The organism is Chelatococcus sp. GCM10030263, assembly GCF_042666455.1.
Classification (GTDB): domain Bacteria; phylum Pseudomonadota; class Alphaproteobacteria; order Rhizobiales; family Beijerinckiaceae; genus Chelatococcus.
Genome location: NZ_JBHTDB010000005.1, coordinates 241765 through 261786 on the forward strand (window position 1 = coordinate 241765; position 20022 = coordinate 261786).

Below are 20022 nucleotides of genomic sequence, written 5' to 3' on the forward strand. Positions count from 1 at the left end.
TCAGGCTTAATGCCCATAAAAGGTAATGCCTTCATCGCGATTTGGCATGACATCCGGTCGGAGTCGGAGCCGGAATACAATCGCTGGCACACCCGCGAGCACATGCCTGAGCGCCTGAGCATCCCGGGTTTCGCGCGTGGGCGTCGCGGAGTGGATTGGAACCGGGAACGGCATCGCTACTGGACGCTCTATGAAGGGCCGGATCTCGACGTCTTCGGGTCGCCGGCCTATCTGCAACGCCTCAACAATCCCACCCCCTGGACACAACGCATCCAGCCGGCCTTCTACAACTTCATCCGATGCGGGTGTGAAGTGCTGGTCTCGCTCGGGGAAGGCGTCGGCGGCGCGATGGCGACGTACCGGGTCAGCTTCAGCGGGATCGACGAGGGCGGCTTGCGCCGCGCGGCGCGCTCGATTGCCGAGGACATCATGGTCTTTGGCGGGGTCAGCAGCGTCCACATTGGTCTCGCCCGCCCGGAAAGCACCGGCGCGAAAACCAAGGAGACAGAGCTGAGAGGCAGCACTCCGGACGGATCGTTCGACGCGGCGGTTCTCGTCGACGGGATTGGACGCTCCGAGCTGGAGGCCGCGCTGCCGGCCATCTCCGCAGCCTTGGCCAAACACGCACTCCGGCCCGCGCCGGAAGATGTCGGGGTCTATGATCTCGCTTTTGCGCTCGATTCCCTGGCGTCAACCCAATGAAACTCGCCATGGCTAAAGCCGCCATCGACTCGCGCGGGCCAGCTTGAAAGACACTCCGATGACGGGTGCCGCCCGGGCCAGCGCGAGGCTGCGCGCGGTACGCTGGAAGAGCGTGACGCCGACGTCTTCTTTGAAGTCGCGGATCCGCTGCTCACGGCTTCAGTGTAACCAGGCTAGACATCGTGTAACGCAGGAAAATGTCGCCGAGTGGCGTGAGCACCATCGAGCGGCGTTTCGGCTCGAACAGGGCGGCGCTCAGGCAGTCTTCAAGTTCGTGGATCGTTTTCGAGACGGCCGGCTGACTCAATCCGAGAAGCGAGGCAGCCTTCACGCCGCTTTCGGGCGGGCAACTTCTATAAAGCAGGAGAGGTGTCGACGCTTGATGCGTCCATTGAGCTGAAGCGATCGACTCTGGTTCATTATAATAACCCATGAGTTATCTAAGGTTCGAAAAATGCTATTTAACATAAGTAAAAAAGCGAAGTATGATAGGAAATTGTTGAGACTACAGTCGCCTGACATGCTTTCGCACGCATCAATGGCAGGCTGGTACATTGGCGCGAACATGTCGCCGGCACGCCGCCGTGCGTGGTCATGGTCAATCCCTCGGGCGGATCTTCGAATTTGGGAAGATTGAAAGGGCGAATTTTGCCGAGATGAGCGAAGAACCTGCGAGATGAGTTCCGTCGAAGCCGCCCACGCGATCAATACTGCAGCCCGTGAAATTGAGCAGGATCAACATGCGAGCGGGATTGCCGCAGGATGAGTTGTGCTGCGGCAGCAGCTCCTTTGGAGGAGGCGCTCAGATGCGCAATGAGAATTCGACACATCAGGGCGGTTCCTTCTATCAGAGGGATCGCAGCTGGCACCCGCCCGCTTTCACCCCGAACTACAAGACGTCGGTCCTGCGTTCGCCGAAGAACGCGCTGCTCTCGCTCGGCAACACGCTTTCGGAAATGACCGGGCCGGTCTTCGGCCACGGTATGCTGGGCCAGCTCGATAACGATCTTATCCTCAACTACGCCCAGAGCGGCGAGCCGATCGGCCCGCGCATCATCGTGCATGGCCAGGTGCTGGACGAGGACGGCAGGCCGGTTCGCGGCGCGCTGCTGGAGTTCTGGCAGGCCAATGCCGGTGGCCGCTACCGCCACAGGAAGGAAAGCTACCTCGCCGCGATCGACCCGAATTTTGGCGGATGCGGGCGTACGATCACGGATGACGAGGGGCGGTATTGGTTCCGAACCATTAAGCCCGGGCCTTATCCCTGGCCGAACGGCGTCAACGACTGGCGCCCGGCCCATATCCACTTCTCGATCTTCGGCCACGCCTTTGCGCAGCGTCTGATCACGCAGATGTATTTCGAAGGCGATCCGATGATCTGGCAGTGCCCGGTTGTGATGGGAATACCTAGCCGCGAAGCCGTTGAGCAACTCGTCGCAGCGCTTGATCGGCAGGCGACGCTGCCGATGGATACGATGGCGTACAAATTCGACATTGTCCTGCGTGGCCGCCGCTCGACGTTGTTCGAGAACCGGATGGAGGGCAACTGATGGTCCAGCCGTTTCGCCGCCTGAAAGAAAGCCCCTCACAGACCGCCGGGCCTTACGTTCACATCGGAGCCACGCCCAACTTCTCGGGCATCGAAGGTGTCTTTCCACATGATCTCGGCTCCTTGCCGTTGCCCGCGAAAGCGCAAGGGCAGCGCATCATCGTCACCGGACGGATCTTCGATGGCAGCGGCACGCCGATCAAGGACGCGCTGGTCGAGATCTGGCAGGCCGATGCGCAGGGACTCTATCCCGGCCCGGGCGAGCGCCGCGGACAAGCCGATCCGCATTTCCCCGGCTGGTTCCGACAGCCTGTCGACACCACTACGGGCATTTATCGCTTCGAGACTATCAAGCCCGGAATCGTGCCTTATTTTGATGGCCGCCCGATGGCCCCGCACATCAGCTTCTGGATCGTCGCGCGTGGCATCAACATCGGCTTGCATACCCGGCTCTATTTCGGCGACGAGGAAGCTGCCAACGCGGCCGACCCGATCCTCGCGCGCATCGAGCATCGTGTCCGGGTGCCAACGCTAATCGCTACTCTCAGCGATGTGGGCAGCGTGCCGACTTACACGTTCGATATCCGCCTTCAGGGCGAGAACGAGACCGTCTTCGTCGATATATGAGACGACTACCATCCCTCTGAGGCGTATCGAGCAGACATAAAATGAGCGAAGCTTTCATCTGCGGCTATGTCCGCACCCCGATCGGCCGCTTCGGCGGGGCATTGTCCTCGGTGCGGGCGGACGACCTCGGCGCGGTGCCGCTGAAGGCGCTGGTCGAGCGTCATCCCAGCGTCGACTTCGGCGCCGTCGACGATGTGATCTTCGGCTGCGCCAATCAGGCGGGCGAGGACAATCGCAACGTCGCGCGCATGTCGCTGCTGCTGGCGGGTCTGCCCCGAGAGGTGCCGGGCACGACGATCAACCGGCTCTGCGGCTCGGGAATGGACGCGGTCATCACCGCCGCACGCGCCATCAGGGCGGGCGAGGCCGAAGTGATGATCGCCGGCGGCGTCGAGAGCATGTCGCGCGCGCCCTTCGTGCAGCCGAAGGCCGACACAGCCTTTTCACGCCATGCCGAGATCTGGGACACCACGATCGGCTGGCGCTTCGTCAACCCGCTGATGAAGGCGCAATACGGCGTCGATTCGATGCCGGAGACCGGCGAGAACGTCGCCGCCGACTGTGGGATCAGCCGCGCCGACCAGGACGCCTTCGCCCTGCGCTCGCAGCAGAAGGCCGTCGCGGCTCAGTGCAATGGTCGGCTGGCGAAGGAGATCGTGCCAGTCTCGATTCCGCAGCGGAAGGGCGATCCCCTTCGCGTCGAGGTCGACGAGCATCCGCGCGCCGATACCACGCTGGAGAAGCTAGCCAAGCTGCCGACGCCGTTCCGCAAGGAAGGCGGCACTGTGACTGCCGGCAATGCTTCCGGCGTCAATGACGGCGCAGCGGCGCTGATCGTCGCCTCGGAGAAGGCGATAGCGAAATACGGGCTGACGCCGCTGGCGCGCGTCCTCGGCGGTGCGAGTGCCGGCGTGGCGCCGCGGGTGATGGGGCTGGGGCCGATTCCCGCGACCCGCAAGCTCTGCGCGCGACTGGGCCTGAAGCCGACGGATTTCGACGTCGTCGAGCTCAACGAGGCCTTCGCCAGCCAGGGCATCGCAGTGCTGCGCGAGCTCGGGATCCCCGAGGACGGCGTGCATGTGAACCCGAATGGCGGCGCGATCGCGCTCGGCCATCCTCTCGGCATGTCGGGTGCGCGTATCGCCGGTGCGGCTGCGCTGGAAATCGCGTTCACCGGCAAGCGCCGCGCTCTCGCGACCATGTGCATCGGTGTCGGCCAGGGTATCGCCATCGCGCTCGAGCGGGCATGAATGACGATCACGCCTGCCGAGGCAGGAGCGAAGCGAAGAGGGACGGATGACTCGCAAGATCTACGACAGCCCTGAGGCAGCGCTGGACGGGCTGCTGTTCGACGGGATGACGATCATGTCGGGCGGCTTCGGCCTCTCCGGTAACCCCGAGAGCCTGATTCCGGAGGTTCGCCGGGCGGGGGTGAAGAACCTGACGGTGATTTCGAACAATGCCGGCGCCGACGGCTTCGGCCTGTGGATGCTGCTGGAGACCCGGCAGATCAAGAAGATGATCGCTTCCTATGTCGGCGAGAATAAGCTGTTCGAACAGCAATACCTCTCCGGCGAGCTCGAATTGGAACTTAACCCACAAGGTACGCTGGCCGAGCGCATCCGTGCCGGCGGCGCCGGCATCCCGGCCTTCTACACCAAGACGGGCGTCGGCACCGTCGTGGCCGAGGGAAAGCCAGTCGAGGAGTTCGAGGGACAGCTCTACGTCCGTGAGACCTGGCTCAGGGCTGATCTTGCAATCGTCAAGGCCTGGAAGGCCGATACAGCCGGCAATCTCGTTTACCGGCGCACCGCGCGCAACTTCAACCCGAACATGGCAACCGCCGGCAAGGTGACGGTGGCCGAGGTCGAGCAGATAGTGCCAGTGGGTTCGCTCGATCCGGAGGCGATCCACACCCCCGGCATCTATGTCGACCGTATCATCAAGAGCACGATCAACGAGAAGCGCATCGAGAAGCTGACGGAGCGCAAGAGGGAGGCTGCCTAATGGCTTGGACGCGAGAAGAGATGGCCGCCCGCGCGGCCAAGGAACTGAAGGACGGCTACTACGTCAATCTCGGCATCGGCATCCCGACGCTGGTGGCAAACTACATTCCGGATGGCGTCGACGTGACGCTGCAGTCGGAAAACGGCCTGCTCGGTATCGGTCCCTTCCCCTATGAGGGCGAGGCCGACCCGGACCTGATCAACGCCGGCAAGCAAACGATCACGGCACTGCCGAGCTCGAGCTTCTTCTCCTCGGCCGACTCGTTCGCGATGATCCGCGGCGGCCATATCGACCTCACGATCCTCGGCGCGATGGAAGTGGCGGCCAATGGCGACATCGCCAACTGGACCATTCCCGGCAAGATGGTGAAGGGCATGGGTGGCGCGATGGATCTTGTCGCCGGCGTCAAGAAGGTCGTGGTTGTGATGGAGCACGCCACCAAGGCGGGTGAATCCAAAGTGCTGGAGCGCTGCACCCTGCCGCTCACCGGCGCCGGCGTGGTCGACCTCATCATCACCGACCTCTGTGTCATGAGCTGCGACAAGGAAAAGGGGGGCGGGCTCACCCTGGTCGAGCTCGCGCCCGGCGCGACCCTCGACGAGGTCAAGGCCAAGACCGCGGCCCCCTTTGCGGTCCCCCCGGCGCTCGCCCAGGCCGCGTGAGCCAGCTTCCGAGGACGCATCCATGATTCCGTCGATCGCCACCGTCTGCGTCTCCGGCACGCTTCAGGAAAAGCTCGAGGCTATCGCCGCCGCCGGGTTTAAGGCGGTCGAGATATTCGAGAACGACCTGATCGCCTTCCCGGGCTCGCCTACGGAGGTCCGGCGCATCTGCGGCGATCTCGGCCTGGGTATCGTGACCTGCCAGCCTTTCCGCGATTTCGAGGGCATGCGGGAGGGGCGCCGTCAGCGCGTCTTCGAGCGGGCCGAGCGCAAGTTCGACCTGCTGCAGGAACTCGGCACGGACCTGCTCTTCGTCTGTTCCAGCGTCTCGCCCGAGGCACTGCCTGGCATCGATCGGTTGGCGGCCGATTTCGCCGAGCTCGGCGAACGTGCCGGCCGGCGCGGCCTGCGCGTCGGCTACGAAGCGCTGGCTTGGGGGCGGCACGTCTTCGATTATCGGGATGCCTGGGAGATCGTGCGCCGGGCGAACCGCCCCGAGGTCGGGATCGTGCTCGACTCGTTCCACATCCTGGCCCGTGGGATCGACCTCTCGGCGATCGGCACGATCCCGTGCGACAGGATCGCCATCGTGCAGATGGCGGATGCCCCGCTCTTGCAGATGGATCCGCTCTCCTGGAGCCGGCACTGGCGCTGCCTGCCGGGGCAGGGCGATCTCGATCTTTCCGGCTTCATGCGCGCGCTGGTCTCGACCGGCTATGACGGCGTGCTCTCGCTGGAGATCTTCAACGACCGTTTCCGCGCCGGCTCGGCTCGTTCCGTCGCGCTCGATGGCCACCGCTCGCTGATCTGGCTGCTCGACGAGACCGCGCGGCAGACGGTCACGCCTGTGCCCGGCGCGGTGCCGATGCCGCCGCCGGCCCCGGTCGAGGCGGTGGAGTTCATCGAGTTTGCGGTGTCGGAAGCCGAACGGCCGGGCTTCGAGAAGCTGCTGCGCGCGCTCGGCTTCACGCGTGCCGGTGCTCATCGTTCGAAGGACGTCGATCTCTGGACACAGGGCGATATTCGCATCGTACTGAACAGCGAGGCCGACGGTTTCGCCTATAGCTATCAGATCACCCACGGCACCTCGGTCTGCGCGCTGGGGTTGCGCGTGCCGGATGCGCAAGCCGCGGTCTCCCGCGCCAAGGCCCTGCTCGATGTGCCGCATGCCGGCGCAGTCGGGCCGGGCGAACTTGATATCCCGGCGGTGCGTGGACTCGGCGGCAGCCTCGTCTATTTCCTCGACAATGCCTCGGCGCTCGGCCGCTGGGCCGAGGTCGATTTCGCGGCGACGGCGGAAACAGGGAGCGATGCCGGCCTCACTGGCGTCGACCATGTCTCGCAGAGCATGCAGTACGAGGAGATGTTGACCTGGCTGCTGTTCTATTCCTCCCTGTTCGAGACGAAGAGGGCGCCGAGCCAGGCCGTGCTCGACCCCGGCGGCGTCGTCCAGAGCCAGGTTATCGAGAGCGGCCTCGATGGCCAGCGGGGCCATGGGCTGCGGCTCATCCTGAACGGCTCGCAAAGCCACCGCACGCTCTCGGCGCGCTTCCTCAACGACTTCTTCGGCTCCGGCGTGCAGCACATCGCCTTCGCAACCGACGACGTCGCTGCGATGGTACAGCGGCTGGTTGCCGACGGCGTGGCCATGCTACCGATTCCTGAGAATTATTATGATGACCTGGAAGCCCGCTCCGATCTGACCGAGCAGGACATCAAGGCGATGAAGGCGCTGAACATTCTCTATGACAGCGACGCTGCTGGGAGCTTCCGTCAGGCTTACACGCAGACGCTGGACGGCGGCCTGTTCTTCGAGATCGTCCAGCGCGACGCCTATGCCGGTTATGGCGCGGCTAACGCCGGCATCCGCCTGGCCGCGCAGGCGAGGCTCGCCCGCCCGATTACGGTCCCTGCGCCGAGCCATGGCTGAGGATCCGGCGATGACGTCACGGTCGTGCCCGGCTCGTGCGATCGATGATCTCGCCCGCGTCTCGTCAAGCCAGCGCGGGAGCACCTGCAGGCATCCGTTGAGGCCGTTGAGGTTATAGGCGGCAACCTCCATCATCGGCCTCAGCCAGCAATCCGATCTGCCCAGGCCGAAACCGCTTCCGCCATGATTTTGAGGTGGTCTGCAGGGGAAAACCCCGAGATGCTCTTGCGCGGCTTTAGATCGTGATCGCCGTCCTCCAGCCACAGCACCTCGATGGTTGGTGAGAGCGTGTAGGCGGAGACCTCCTCCCGCTTGCCGAACGCGTCGCGCGTGCCCTGCACGATCAGCGTCGGCGTCTTTAGATCGGCAAGATGGCGGGTCCGCAACTGCTCCGGCTTCGCTGGTGGATGAAAGGGATAGCCGAGGCACAGCAGGCCACGGATAATCCGGTTGCGGCCGCTTCAACGCCATCCGCTCGGGTCGAGGTCCGTTGAGCATTCTTACGCCCTCAAGTGACCTCTTCTGGAATGCGTGGCAACGCCTAGACCATGTTCCGAGAATTGACCTACGCTATTCTGTCCCACGGACTGAAGAGCGGCCGACCTGCCGCGGCCGTCGCCGGTGGTGTGCGCTACGGCCTTTCGTCCAGCGCGACCTGACCTAGCGACAGCCCGTCGAACCCACGGCGTAGTTCGTGGCCGGAATGGACCGGAGCAGATCTGGGAGCGCTGCGCCAGCAGCAACCGGGTGTCGCTCCCCCACCGTCCGGGTTACGATGTGTGGCTGAGCACGGGAGCGGGCGCCTCGTCGAACCACCTACGTCACTGGAGGGCAGCATGAAATCGTTGGCAGTGAGAGTTATGGCCGCGGCCGATGAGGATCCGGCGGTCGAAACGGTCGTGCTGGCGTTTGCAGCGGATCCTATGGCGCGATGGACCTGGCCGCATGCGCACCAGTACCTTGCGGCCATGCCACGACTGGTCCGTGCGTTCGGAGGCAAGGCATTCTCTAACAGAAGTGCCTTTTGCACCGACGGCTACGTCGGGGCGGCGCTGTGGCTGTCGCCCGGGGTGCATCCCGACGAGGAAGGGCTTGGTGCGGTAGTCGAGAGCACGGTTGCGCCATCTCTTGCCGCCGAAGCCGCAGCCATATTCGAGCGGATGGCCGAGTACCACCCGACCGAACCGCATTGGTACTTGCCCCTGATCGGCGTCGACCCGGCACATCAAGGCGAAGGTCACGGCGATGCCTTGATGGCCTATGCGCTCACGCAGTGCGATCGCGATCACGTGCCGGCCTATTTGGAATCCTCGAACCCGCGCAATATGTCGTTGTATCGGCGCCACGGCTTCGAACCGCTCGGCGCGATCCAGGTCGGTTCGTCGCCGACGCTCGTCCCGATGCTGCGGCGACCGCGTTGAGCCTGGCCGCTCCTGCGACCGTGCGGCGCAAGCCATGGAACGTCAGGCCGGGCTCGATCTTTCCGGCCTTCTCCATGGTCTTCAGGAATTTGAAGAAGCTGGTCCTGAGACCCGATTCCGTCCACGGGCGCCCTCGTGAGTTGGCGCATAGGGTGATCGGGTCCGGTACATCCTCCGTCGCGAGGATTGTTCGTCTGGCGACCTCTGCGGCGAGCATCGTCTTAAGACGGTGGGAGATAAGCGAGATCGCTCTCGCCGAAAATGGCCGCGGATTGTATATCGGCATCTTCGTTCAAATGCTTGGCGCGCCTACAGCTCGTGATAACGGCTAGGCGCCAGTGCTGAGGCATTGATGTGCTCGCCATCGGACGTCCGGAACTGGCCGAAGCCGACCCATCAAGTCTCTGGCACGGACATGGCAAAGGACGCGGCGAGACGGCCCGCGCCATCGCGGGCTAGAGCCAGGCCCGGCTCCTTCAGCTCGTTGGCATGCCATCTTGGCAGCCATATGCGCTGGCATTAATCTGGCATGATGCAGATCGCGATTTCCATTGTCGTGTCAGCCGCACCGTTCTCCTCTCCCTAGCAGGCTACGGCTACCGGATGTTCGGTCAGCGGATGGGCCATGACGGCCATATCGATGCCGTAGACGGTCTTCAGCGCTTGCGGTGTCATGATCTCCGAAGGCATACCGCGTGCGATGAGTCTGCCGGTGTGGAGCGCGAGGATCTCGTCGCAGAAGCGGGCGGCCATGTTGACGTCGTGCAGGACCAGCACGACGCCAAGGCCTTTGGAGTGGCTGAGTTTTTGAACGAGGCTAAGCACCTCGATCTGGTGGGCGATATCGAGCGCCGAGATCGGCTCGTCGAGCAGCAGGCATTCGGCGTCTTGGGCGACCAGCATGGCGAGCCATACGCGCTGACGCTCGCCGCCGGATAACGTGTCGACCAGACGCTCGGCGAAGGGCGCGATGTCGGTGAGCTCGATCGCTTCCTCGACCTTCTCGCGGTCGACCTTGCCGAAGCGGCCGAGCGCGCCGTGCCAGGGATAGCGGCCGAGCGCGACCAGCTCCTTGACCAGCATGCCCGAGGCCGGCGGCGTGTGCTGTGGCAGGTAGGCGAGCTTGCGCGCGAACGGACGGTCGCCCCATTCGGACAGGGTCTTGTCTTCGAAGCGCACCGTTCCGCCGCTCGGCGGCTGCTGGCGTGCGAGAATCTTGAGTAGCGTCGACTTGCCGGAGCCGTTATGGCCGATCAGGCCGACGATGCGTCGTGCCGGCAAGGTCAATGTCAGCGGTTCGAGCAGCATGCGGCCGGGAACGGAGAACGATACCGCGTCGAGATCGAACAGCGGAGGCGGCTTGAGGGACAATCGGCGAGTCCTGGACATGACGGGCAAGGTCGGGTCGACGGCTGTCGGATCGAAGTTCACATCCATAAGTCCGTTCCTCCCCCTCGCGTGTTGGCCGCGCCCAGACCGGGCGACAGGCTGGGTCCAGTCGTCGGCAGCCCTGTCCGTTGCGCTGCGCGAGGCGGCGCGAAGGCCGCGCTTTCCCGCGTGTCTTGGATTTCGATGATCTTTCCGGCCTCGAGCCACACGATACGATCGGCTATCTCGAAGTAGCGATCGTCATGAGTGATAACGACCACCGATTTGCCTTGGCGTTTTAGGTCCGGAAGGAGCTCGTTGTAGAAAATTCGACGAAATGTCGGGTCTTGTTCTGCCGCCCACTCATCGAAAACAATGACCGGCCGTCCTTCGAGATAGGCCTGCACCAATGCGAGGCGCTTGCGCTGCCCGGTCGACAGGTCCGTGGTCGTAAAATGATCGCCGTCAAGCCGAACCTTGTGAGCGATGCCGAGCTGGTCGAGATGGGGCTGCGCTTCACTGGGCAGCGCGCCATAGGCGAGATCATCGAACAGATAGTAGTCGGAGAAGATAGTGGTGAAGAGTTGCCGATAGTCGTCGCGGCGCTCTGCCGTGACAAGCTCCCCGTCCAACAGGATCGATCCTTGCTGTGGCGCATAGAGGCCGAGCAATAGCTTGATCAGCGTCGTCTTGCCCGACCCGTTCTCGCCCACGATGAAGAGCAATTCTCCGGGATAGACCGTCAGGTCGACAGGGCCGACGACGAAGGGGACAACGTCGCCTTTGGCAGGAAAGGCGTATGTGACATGACGCAGCTCTATCGATCCGATAGCTTGTCGTGCGGTGTTTGTCTCCGCCGCAGTGAGAGGGATGTTTGGCTCGCACCGATCGAGTTCGACGGACAACTCCGCAATGCGTTTGAAGGAAATGCGGGCCTGGTCGAGCGCTGGTAGCGCTGAGGCGAGTTGTGTGATCGGCCCCTTGATGTAAAGCAGAACAATAACCGCTCCGCTGATGACGGCCGCATCGATGCCGAATTTGCGCTGGCAAGCCAGAAGCAAGCCGATCACGACAAAGAATACGGCCGATCCGCCGGCATCGGCGATCCAGAACAGGCGCATAGCACGGCTCTTGAGGGCGGCGATACGATCCGCCGCGTCGGTGAGAAGGATGCCGAATATCCGGTTCCGGCGCGGCCGGCTGATCTTCAGTTCCTTCGCGCCCTCCGTAATTGCCCGGTATTGTCGATGCAATTCGTCCTGAGCGACCCGCACACCCTCGTAGTCGCGGATCCAGCCTCGCTTGGCGATGATGTTGATGACGATGCCCACCGCGAGGGAGGCGACCGCTATCACGAAGACGATGGGCGACAAAATGAACAGATAAACGAAGCTGCCGATCGTGACGGCCAGCGCAATGGCGTAGCCTGATATATTGAAGGTGAACACGCTGACTGTATCGACGTCATTCGTGAGCACAGCCACCAATCTGTGCGCGCGGTGAGCCTCAAGCACGGCGATCGGGGCGCGCAGGATACGGGCCGAGATTTCCTTTCGCAGCGCGGCGATCAACTTCTGGCCGACGATGCTGTTAAGCGCACCCGATATAGCCGTGCCGATGATACTGAGCGCACATAAACCGCCAAAGCTCGCCAACAATGGGAAGGCTGCGTCCTCCGGATTGTGTAAGCTGAGATTGATCTTCGCAAGCAGCCAGGCGGTGGCGAAACCACTCAAGACGCCGATACCGGTTCCGACCGACGCCAAAAGCCAGAATGGCCTTAACAGACGAAGAGCTTCGCGGATGACGCTCCGAAGATCATGTTCCTGCGAATTTCTCATGCAGACCCCCACCGCAACTGCCACACGAGGTACGGAGCGCCGATAAGCGTTGCGATCAGACCGGCCGGGACTTGCCATGGAAAGAGGATGTTCCGGCCGAGCCAGTCGGCAACCACCATGAGAAGTGCGCCGAGCATGGCAGCGCCGAAAAGCTGCGTCATGGGGCGCTGCAAACCCATCATCCGTGCCATGTGTGGTGCCATCAGCCCAACGAAGCTCAGCGGTCCGACGACCAGCGTGGCGGCCGCCGCCGCAATGGCCGCCAAGAGGAGAAGCGTCAGACGCGCAATGCCGACATTCAGTCCGACGCCGTGCGCGCTGGAGGCTCCGAGTGGGAGGATGGCGAGCCAGCGGGCAGTGAATGGTGCGACCGCCAGCGCGGCCACGGCGACAGCGCAGGCGATGCCGGCCTGCGCGGCGGTGACGCCATACGTCGATCCCGACATCCATGTCAGCAACATGCCAGTGCGCGGATCGCCGCTCGTCAGTGCGATGGAGGAGATCGCCGACATGAAAGATGCCAGCGCGACGCCTACGAGGAGCAGACGCTCCGGCGAGAACGACGAGCGCCCGGATATACCGATCAGGGCGAGGAGCGTCAGTGCCGCGCCAGCGCATGCGGCGGGGAACATCCATGCTGGATCGAAGCCGGGAATGAAGAGCATTGCGAGGATCACGGCCACTGTTGCGCCGGAGGAAACCCCGAGAAGTTCGGGGCTTGCCATCAAGTTGCCTGTCATGCGCTGCATCAAGACGCCTGCTGCGGCGAGCATCGCGCCGCAGGCAAACGACGCGAAGACCCGCGGGGCGCGCCAGGGCGACAGCAGTTCGAACTCCGGCCATGAGGCCACTTGCCAGCCATCCGGGGTGCGACCGACGATCACGGTCAGCGCCAGTCCCGCCGCCAGAGCCAGGGAAATGCCCATCATCAGGTGTTGTAGCCCAGAACCGCTCCGCCGGAGCGTGGCGACAGCCTCCGCGCGCGGAGCGGCGACATGCGTCCTCATGCGGAAGACGAGCCAGATCAGCAGCGGGGCGCCGAGTAGGCCCGTCGCGGCTCCGGTCGGAATTTCCTGGGGGATGAAGGTCAGCATCTGCACGAGCTGATCCGTCAGCAGCAGTAGGCTCGCGCCGAGCAAAGGCGCAAGAACGAGACGCTGGCGCAGCGTGCGCCCGCCGAGCGCGCGGGCGAGCGCCGGCGCGGCCAGACCGATGAAGCCGATGACGCCGACCGCGCTTGTCACGAAGGCAGTGAGCGCCACAGCGAGAGCGAGGAGGAGAACCCGGACGCGGCGAACCGGAACGCCGAGGCTGCGTGCGCCCTCATCCTCCAACCCCATTAAGTCGAGCGGGCGTGCCAGCAGCCCACAGAGAAGACCGATCCCCGCGGTTTCGATCGAGAGGTTACGCGCGGACTGCCAGCCGTTCTGCGCTAGCGATCCAGTCTGCCAGAGAAACAAGGAACTGAGATAGTCATCGTGGAGTACAATAAGGACGGCGCTAAAGGAGCCGCAGATCAAGCTCACCAGAAGGCCCATGATCACGAGGGTGGTAGGTGCGAAGGCGCTTCGCGAGGCAAGGCTGAGAACGAGCAAGGTCGCGAGAGTGCTTCCACCAAATGCAACCCATACCTGCACGGACGCAAGTAACCAAGGCGCCCAGAGCATTGCGATTGAAAGGGCGAATTGAGCTCCAGCCGACACGCCAAGCGTCGCAGGCTCCGCCAGTGGATTGCGGAGTACATGTTGGAAAATCACCCCAGCGAGCGCCAACGCGGCACCGGCAGTCAGCGACACGGCTAGTCTGGGCAAAAAGCTATGATAAAATAAGAGTTGTGCCGGATCCGCTGTTACACCGTGTGCTATCGCTTGCATCCATAGCGAAATCGGTAGCAGATCAGCCGCCCGTTCTACGGTAAGAAGAAGTGCCACTGTTAGTAGCGCAACGGCGAAAATCGCTGGCGACCCACGGACCTGCTGAAAACCGCAAGACCTATGCACGGCGGCGCCTTTCATTCTGGGCGTCCCAATGCCGCCGTCAGCGAGCGAGCGAGCGACACCGCAGAAGGTAAGGCTCCAAAGGGCCAGACGTAGCCAAGCGGTTTGACAGCCCTTTGCTGAACGACGCGCAGCGACGACCAGAGACTGCTATTGCTCAAAAGCCGAAGCGCAGCATCAGATTGTGGGCCGGTATGTAGATAAAGTAGTTCGGCTTTCGGATACTCAGCCAGATCTTCGATACCGAGCGTTGAACTCCCCGATGCACTAAGCGGTCCTCTGTATGCGTTTTTGAGCCCGAGCCGGTCCAGAACGTCATGGAAGAGGCTACCTTGAGTATAGATCGACAGGTGACGTCCGTCAGGCAACAGCACGCAGATCAGTAGCGCGCGCTGCAGGAACGTCCGGCATCTGTTCTCAAGTGCATCGAGTTCCTGGTCGCACCTTCGCAGATATTCCGTCGCCTCTCGCGGCGCACCTAGCTCTCGACCTATCTCCGAAGTCAGGATCAAGGCGTTGTTGAGCAGGTTGCTGGTCGGGGCGCGCGGATTGGTTAAGCGGACGGGGGCAATGCGCCGCAGCGATGGAAGCAGGTGTGCTTGCCATGGCGCATAGAAAATGAGGTCTGGTTTGAGGCGCTGGATCAGCTCCAGATTGGGCTCGAACATGGAACCAAGTTCGACAATATCCCGATCCGGTATGGTGTCGAACAAGCGCTCCTGCCCGCCGCGATAAGGGCTGGAGGTCGCGATCGGCACTTGACCGATGGCGACCATTGTCTCGGCGCTCGCCCAGTCGAGCGCCACGATACGATGGAACCTCCCGGCAGATGCGCTGCAGGTGCTGGGCACAACAGCGGCCGTTCCCGCGCCTACGAACGCTCCGATAAGCTGCCGACGGGTGATCGCCATCTCTTCCCACCGCTAGAATTCGAATGACGCGGAGAGAGTGAAAGTTCGCGGCGCACCACGATAAAGAGACGACGATTGCCAGTATGATTCATTGAAGACATTGGTGACGTTCGCCGAGATCGTAATCGGCTTGCCGTTCTGGCGATCGAACGTATAGCGGGCACCGACGTCAAACCTGGTCCAGTCATCCAGCTTTTGTGTATTGGCCTGGTTAACGTAGACTGGGCTCGTATATATACCTCGGGCCGTCAGCGTCAGGCCGGAGATGAATGGTGTGTCCCATTCAAAGCCAAGATTGATACTCGCCTTCGGAGCATTCGTCGGTGAATTCCCGTCGAAAGCGTGGTCCGCGGTGTCCTCCAACTCGGGGCGGAGGAGCATCGCGCCGCCGAGCACACGAACGTTGTCAGCGAGCTCACCAAAGATATTGAATTCGACGCCCTGGTTACGTTGTCGACCGTCAACGACATATCGATTGGTATTAGGGTCGTTGAACGCGCTCGGTTGCGTGATGTCGAAGACACTCACCGTAGTTGCAAAATGAGCCCAATCAACTTTAACACCAGCTTCGATTTGCCTTGAAACCATGGGCGGGAAGACTTCTCCGGCGTTCGCGCTGCCGGTTGGAGCAATAACCCCCTGTGTCAAGCCTTCGATGTAGTTGGCATAGAAGGACACGTTTTCCCATGGCTTAACGACCAACCCTATGGCCGGCGTCCATGCGCTCTCGTTATAATCCGACACGAGTGCGCCAGTACGACTATTGAAATTTTTGGCGGTTACATTCTGGTAACGAACGCCAAGGGTAAGCTGCAAGCGTTCGTCGAAGGCAGAAAGTGTGTCCGCTATCGCGAAGCTGTTCAGACCTGTTTCGGCTGTTTTCGGTAGCGCGCCGAACGACGGAAGTGGTGGCTGCGAAACAACCGATGGATTATATATGTTGGAGCCAATGCTCGGCAGCGACCCGTTGAGGCCGCCGCTCGTCTGCGAAAACCGGCTCGCGGCTACACTCAACTTGTGTTGAATTGGTCCGGTGTCGAAACGCGCTCGAATGCCGGTTTCAGTCGAATAGGAATTCCAATATTCGTTGGCAGCTAGAAAGTTTTCTGTGAAGTCGCCATTAGGCAATAATCCACTGCCATAAGGGAGCAGATATTGATCCTTGTAGCGCCGCCCGCCGATAGCTGCGTAGGCGGTTACGTTATCGGTGATATCGACCTCTCCACGCAAAACCCCATACCAAGTCTGACTGTTGTAATACGTCCACGGTTGAAAGATCTGCTTGTTGGGTTTGGGTGGCGCTGGAATGAAGTCGGTCCCAGGGAATATGGCCCCTTCGGTGCCGGAGTAGCGCAGGTTCAAGTAGCCGAGGTCGGCTGACAACCGAACGCGGTCTCCCTGATAGTCCAAGCCCAGCGTGGCTTCGCCTTGGCGCTGCGACGTATCCCGGTAAGAATCGCCGTCCCGAAAAACACCATTGAACCGAATGCCGAACTCGTTGTTTGTGCCGAAACGTCGGGCAACGTCAACTTGTCCGCCGAAATTGGAATCTGAAAGATAGTTTCCTGTGATACGTGCCAGAGGCGTTTCGCCAGCTTGTTTAGGAACAATGTTGACTGTGCCTCCAACCGCTCCACCAGGCGACATTCCGAACAGCAATGCGCCGGGGCCTTTCAGAACTTCGACACGTTCGGCGGAAGCGATCGAGCCTTTCCAATACGGGTAAATTCCATAGAGCCCGCCGAAGGCGACATTGGAGTTCGCAACAGAAAATCCACGGATGTAGAAGGTCTCGCCCCCATTAGCTTGGGATGACAAGACACGCGCGGATGGATCATTGGCGAGGACGTCGCCAATGGAAGTAGCGCCCTGATCCCTTATGGTTTTGTCGGTGAAGCTTGTTGTATTGAAAGGAGTATCAAAAATGCTTCGGTTACCTAATAATCCAAGCTGTCCACCGGTCGCCACCTGCCCCCCTGCATAGGGCGGCGGCGTGTTCCCGATCATTGCTGTCGATTTCTCTCCCTGTACGGTGATCGTGTCGAGAACGATGGAACCGTCCACGCCGATGCTTTCTCCTCCCGGTGCGGTTGCGCCGAGGATCGTCACCGTGTTGGCATTGGTGAAGCTATAGCGCAGGCCGGAGCCGGACAGCAGTTGTGTCAGCGCCTGCTCTGTCGACATCATGCCGGCGACGGCTGGCGCTGTCGCCCCCGCAGCGACGGACGTCTGATAGGCGATCTGCACGCCGGTCTGGTCCGCAAGCGAACGCAGGGCGCGATTCAATGGCTGGCTCGGGATGTTGAAACTGTGCGTGCGCGCGGTCTGTGCGGCGGCTTGCGGGATCGGCAGAACAGTCGCGAGAGCGCCCAGGCAAAGCGCCGTGTTCATCATCAGTGTCGTCAGCAGCGGGCGGTGCGCACGCCGGGAAATGGTCTGTCCTGCACTGTCGTCGTTCATCGTGTCCCAAGCCCTCTTTCTGAGAAACGGCCCGCGCGGGCCGTTGATCGAAGGGCGTGGGTGGTGCTTTGCCTAGTCCCTTCACTACATTGACGCGTGAGGGGCCGTTTTGCCTAAAGACGAAATCGCAACTTTTTTGAAAAAGTTTCGCGGGCGTCAGGTGATCAGGATCATGACGCCGGGAATCCGGCGCGCCACAAGGCCCTGCGTCTTCGCCAGCGCCTGCACGGCGTCGAGCGCGTCCTTCGTCGAGAAGATTGCGCTGACCGGCACGTCCGGCCGTGCCCCCGGACCCAACACGATGCGCTCGGGCACGTAGCGACCGAGCTCGGCGACCGCAGCCGAGAATGACTTACCCTCGAAGATCACCCGGCCGCTGCGCCATGCCAAGACGACATCGGTGTCGACCGCAGAAGCCGGCAGCGGCGGCTCGCCAGTGACATAGCTCGTCTGCTCATTCGCGACGAGCTCGACCTTGCCGGCCAGGGTCTCGTCGAGATCGGTCGGGGCGGCCGGACCTGCGACGCGCACATGGCCTTCCTGCACCGTGACCGTCGCCAGGTTCTCGATCGCCTTCACGGCGAAGGTGGTGCCGAGCGCATCGCTGTTGCCGCCGAGCGCAGCAACCCGGAACAATGATGAAGAGTCGGGACGGACCCTGAATTCGGCCTCTCCCTTCAGCAGCGTGACGAGACGAAGCCGTGGCGTGAAGTCCACTGCTATGGCGCTGTCCGTATTCAGCATCGCGACCGAGCCGTCAGGCAGAGGGATTTCCGCCTGTTGTCCAACGGCGGTGGTGAAATCGGCATTCCACAACAATTGCAGGCGGGGCATCGCGATCATGGCGGCCGCCGCCGTAGCCGCCGCGCCGCCGCCGATCAGGAAACCGCGACGGCCGATCAACCCTCGCCGCTGTTGCGGCGGACGAACGGGCGGCATGCCGTCGGATTCCCCGTCGAGGACCTGCAATTGCTGCCAGAACACGCGCTCGCGTTCGAAGGCCCGTTTGTGCTCGGGTGAGCGGTCGCGCCAAGCCTTGAAGCGCTGAAGCTCCGCCTCGCTGACATTGCCGGAGGTGAGGCGTACGATCCAGTCGCGCGCGTCCAGGGCGATCTTCCGGTCGATGTCAGCGGGTTTGTCGGACTCTTCCATTCACTCGGCGCAACAAGGGTTTATCGGCAGATGCACTCAGATTCGAGCGCTTCTACCTTATAGACGCGTGAGAGCGCCCTTTGCCTAAAGAGATTTACAGAAAAAATTCAGTCGGCGAGTTCGTCGCGGAGCTCGGCCAGGCGTTCGAGCGCACGCCGGATATGGTAATAGACCGACTCGTCGCTGATGCCGAGCATTTCGGCGATCCGCCGATGCGGTATCTGCTCGACGCGGTTCATCAGGAAGATGCGCCGCGTCTTCCCCGGGAGCTCGTTGAGCACGGCGCACACCGAGCAAAGGTTCTGACGGCCGATCAGCACCCGCTCGGGCGACGCCTCGTCCGCGGTATCCCACAACAGCCCGCAGACTTCCGCGTCGATCTCTGCGCGGCGGCGCTCCTTGCGCAGATGTCCCGCAACCGTGGTGTGCGCGACCTGGGTGATGTAAGCGCCGGGATTGTCGATCGGGCTGTCGTAGCGCGTGTTTTCCAGCTTCAGCCACGCATCCTGCATCAGATCCTCGGCCGTCGCACGGCAGCCGGTGCGCGCCTGTGCGACCGCCTCGAGACGCGGCCGCACCTTGACGAAGGCGCCGATCAGTTTTGCGAGTTTCAGCCTGTCCACGCCGACCACAATGATGAAAACAACAACGTACCCCCGTCATACGCGCGGGCCATTGGCGACCTAAAGGATTGAGAAAATCGCTGCAACGGCAATGATTTAGAGAAATTCTAGCCTGGCGCCGAAAGCCTGTGCGTTCTTGTCAGCTTTAGTGCTTGATTCTATTGGGTTGCCCGGGAGCTGATGCATATCACCGCCAGCCCATGAGTCGTGCTGCGATGCGGCGCTTTCTCCCCGCGCGTTGCGTAATCGCAACAGCCGCTGCCGGTTATAGGCTCCTTTAGATTGTGAAATTAACCCTTTGCCGCCACGCCGGCCCGGAGCACGTGCTGTGCTTCGCGCTGACACGCTCCGGCAAGGGCGTCGGCCTCGTCGTGGCGACGCTCCTGACCTGGCCCGGGTCGGCCATCGTCCACGATATCAAGGGCGAGAATTGGCAACGCACCACGGTTGGCGCGGCCGCTTCGGCTGCGTGCTCCTGTTCGATCCGACCAACCCGGCGTCATCGGCCTACAACCCGCTGCTCGAGGTGCGCCGGGGCGACGCCGAGGTGCGCGATGTAGAACATCGCCGACATCCTCGTCGATCCCGAGGGGGCTCTGGAGCGCCGCAATCACTGGGAGAAGACGAGGCATTCGCTCCTCGTCGGCGCGGCCGCGACCAGCCGCTGCGACTGGCGCATCGCCGATCCCGTCGCGGGGAGGGGGCCGACCACCCTCTATCTCATCGTGCCGCCCTCGGATGCCTTCCGCATCGAGCAGAGGACCGCGAGCTC

At 62.4% G+C, this 20022-nt stretch carries 16 protein-coding genes and 2 pseudogenes; 9 read left to right on the plus strand and 9 right to left on the minus strand.

Annotated elements, in window-relative coordinates:
* The first annotated feature begins 9 nt into the window (after nt 1-9).
* A complete protein-coding gene (locus ACFQU1_RS11495; RefSeq protein WP_378132539.1) occupies nt 10-702 on the plus strand; it encodes a hypothetical protein in 693 nt (230 codons plus the stop codon).
* A gap of 151 nt (nt 703-853) precedes the next feature.
* Here the strand turns inward: ACFQU1_RS11495 and ACFQU1_RS11500 are convergent, their stop codons facing one another.
* Entirely contained in the window at nt 854-1135 is a 282-nt protein-coding gene (locus tag ACFQU1_RS11500; protein ID WP_378132541.1) for a LysR family transcriptional regulator, read from the minus strand.
* Nucleotides 1136-1508: 373 nt separating this feature from the next.
* On the opposite strand from ACFQU1_RS11500, the gene pcaH reads away from it, so the two are divergent.
* The 6 genes from pcaH to ACFQU1_RS11530 are packed head-to-tail and all read left to right on the plus strand — an operon-like array spanning nt 1509 to nt 7477.
* Complete coding sequence (gene pcaH / locus ACFQU1_RS11505) at nt 1509-2252, plus strand: protocatechuate 3,4-dioxygenase subunit beta (protein ID WP_378132544.1); 744 nt, start codon at nt 1509-1511, stop codon at nt 2250-2252.
* Nucleotides 2252-2878, plus strand: a complete 627-nt coding sequence (gene pcaG / locus ACFQU1_RS11510) for a protocatechuate 3,4-dioxygenase subunit alpha (RefSeq protein WP_378132546.1) — start codon at nt 2252-2254, stop codon at nt 2876-2878. The genes pcaH and pcaG overlap by 1 nt, the downstream gene beginning before the upstream one ends.
* Nucleotides 2879-2919: 41 nt before the next feature.
* Nucleotides 2920-4128 carry a 3-oxoadipyl-CoA thiolase gene (gene pcaF / locus ACFQU1_RS11515; RefSeq protein WP_378132549.1) on the plus strand — a complete coding sequence of 403 codons (1209 nt, stop codon included), beginning with the start codon at nt 2920-2922 and terminating at the stop codon, nt 4126-4128.
* A 46-nt stretch (nt 4129-4174) separates the two neighbouring features.
* A complete protein-coding gene (locus tag ACFQU1_RS11520; RefSeq protein WP_378132551.1) occupies nt 4175-4885 on the plus strand; it encodes a CoA transferase subunit A in 711 nt (236 codons plus the stop codon).
* Nucleotides 4885-5547 (plus strand): 3-oxoacid CoA-transferase subunit B, encoded by a 663-nt coding sequence (locus ACFQU1_RS11525; protein ID WP_378132553.1) that lies wholly within the window; start codon nt 4885-4887, stop codon nt 5545-5547. The genes ACFQU1_RS11520 and ACFQU1_RS11525 overlap by 1 nt, the downstream gene beginning before the upstream one ends.
* Before the next feature lie 22 nt (nt 5548-5569).
* Nucleotides 5570-7477, plus strand: coding sequence for a bifunctional sugar phosphate isomerase/epimerase/4-hydroxyphenylpyruvate dioxygenase family protein (locus ACFQU1_RS11530; RefSeq protein WP_378132555.1), 1908 nt, complete (start codon nt 5570-5572; stop codon nt 7475-7477).
* Nucleotides 7478-7617: 140 nt separating this feature from the next.
* Here the strand turns inward: ACFQU1_RS11530 and ACFQU1_RS11535 are convergent.
* Nucleotides 7618-7920, minus strand: a pseudogene (locus ACFQU1_RS11535) (alpha/beta family hydrolase); the annotation flags it as partial.
* A 393-nt stretch (nt 7921-8313) separates the two neighbouring features.
* Between ACFQU1_RS11535 and ACFQU1_RS11540 the strand changes: the two are divergent.
* Nucleotides 8314-8898, plus strand: a complete 585-nt coding sequence (locus tag ACFQU1_RS11540) for a GNAT family N-acetyltransferase (protein WP_378132557.1) — start codon at nt 8314-8316, stop codon at nt 8896-8898.
* 582 nt (nt 8899-9480) lie between these two features.
* On the opposite strand, the gene ACFQU1_RS11545 is transcribed toward ACFQU1_RS11540, so the two are convergent.
* The 7 genes from ACFQU1_RS11545 to ACFQU1_RS11575 form a co-directional block, all read right to left on the minus strand.
* Nucleotides 9481-10287, minus strand: coding sequence for an ATP-binding cassette domain-containing protein (locus tag ACFQU1_RS11545; RefSeq protein ID WP_378134022.1), 807 nt, complete (start codon nt 10285-10287; stop codon nt 9481-9483).
* A gap of 38 nt (nt 10288-10325) precedes the next feature.
* A complete protein-coding gene (locus ACFQU1_RS11550; protein WP_378132559.1) occupies nt 10326-12107 on the minus strand; it encodes a cyclic peptide export ABC transporter in 1782 nt (593 codons plus the stop codon).
* A complete protein-coding gene (gene fhuB, locus ACFQU1_RS11555) occupies nt 12104-14122 on the minus strand; it encodes a Fe(3+)-hydroxamate ABC transporter permease FhuB (protein ID WP_378132561.1) in 2019 nt (672 codons plus the stop codon). The genes ACFQU1_RS11550 and fhuB overlap by 4 nt, the downstream gene beginning before the upstream one ends.
* The gene (locus ACFQU1_RS11560; protein ID WP_378132563.1) at nt 14119-15015 is read right to left on the minus strand and encodes an ABC transporter substrate-binding protein; all 897 of its coding nucleotides are present in this window, start codon (nt 15013-15015) and stop codon (nt 14119-14121) included. The genes fhuB and ACFQU1_RS11560 overlap by 4 nt, the downstream gene beginning before the upstream one ends.
* 12 nt (nt 15016-15027) lie before the next feature.
* The gene (locus tag ACFQU1_RS11565) at nt 15028-17475 is read right to left on the minus strand and encodes a TonB-dependent siderophore receptor (RefSeq protein ID WP_378132566.1); all 2448 of its coding nucleotides are present in this window, start codon (nt 17473-17475) and stop codon (nt 15028-15030) included.
* 156 nt (nt 17476-17631) lie between these two features.
* Nucleotides 17632-18627, minus strand: coding sequence for a FecR family protein (locus ACFQU1_RS11570; protein ID WP_378132568.1), 996 nt, complete (start codon nt 18625-18627; stop codon nt 17632-17634).
* Between the two features lie 107 nt (nt 18628-18734).
* On the minus strand, nt 18735-19250 hold the full coding sequence (locus ACFQU1_RS11575; protein ID WP_378132570.1) for an RNA polymerase sigma factor: 516 nt from the start codon (nt 19248-19250) through the stop codon (nt 18735-18737).
* A gap of 302 nt (nt 19251-19552) precedes the next feature.
* Here ACFQU1_RS11575 and ACFQU1_RS11580 point away from each other — a divergent pair.
* A pseudogene (locus ACFQU1_RS11580) lies at nt 19553-19999 on the plus strand (type IV secretory system conjugative DNA transfer family protein); the annotation flags it as partial.
* Nucleotides 20000-20022 lie beyond the last annotated feature (23 nt).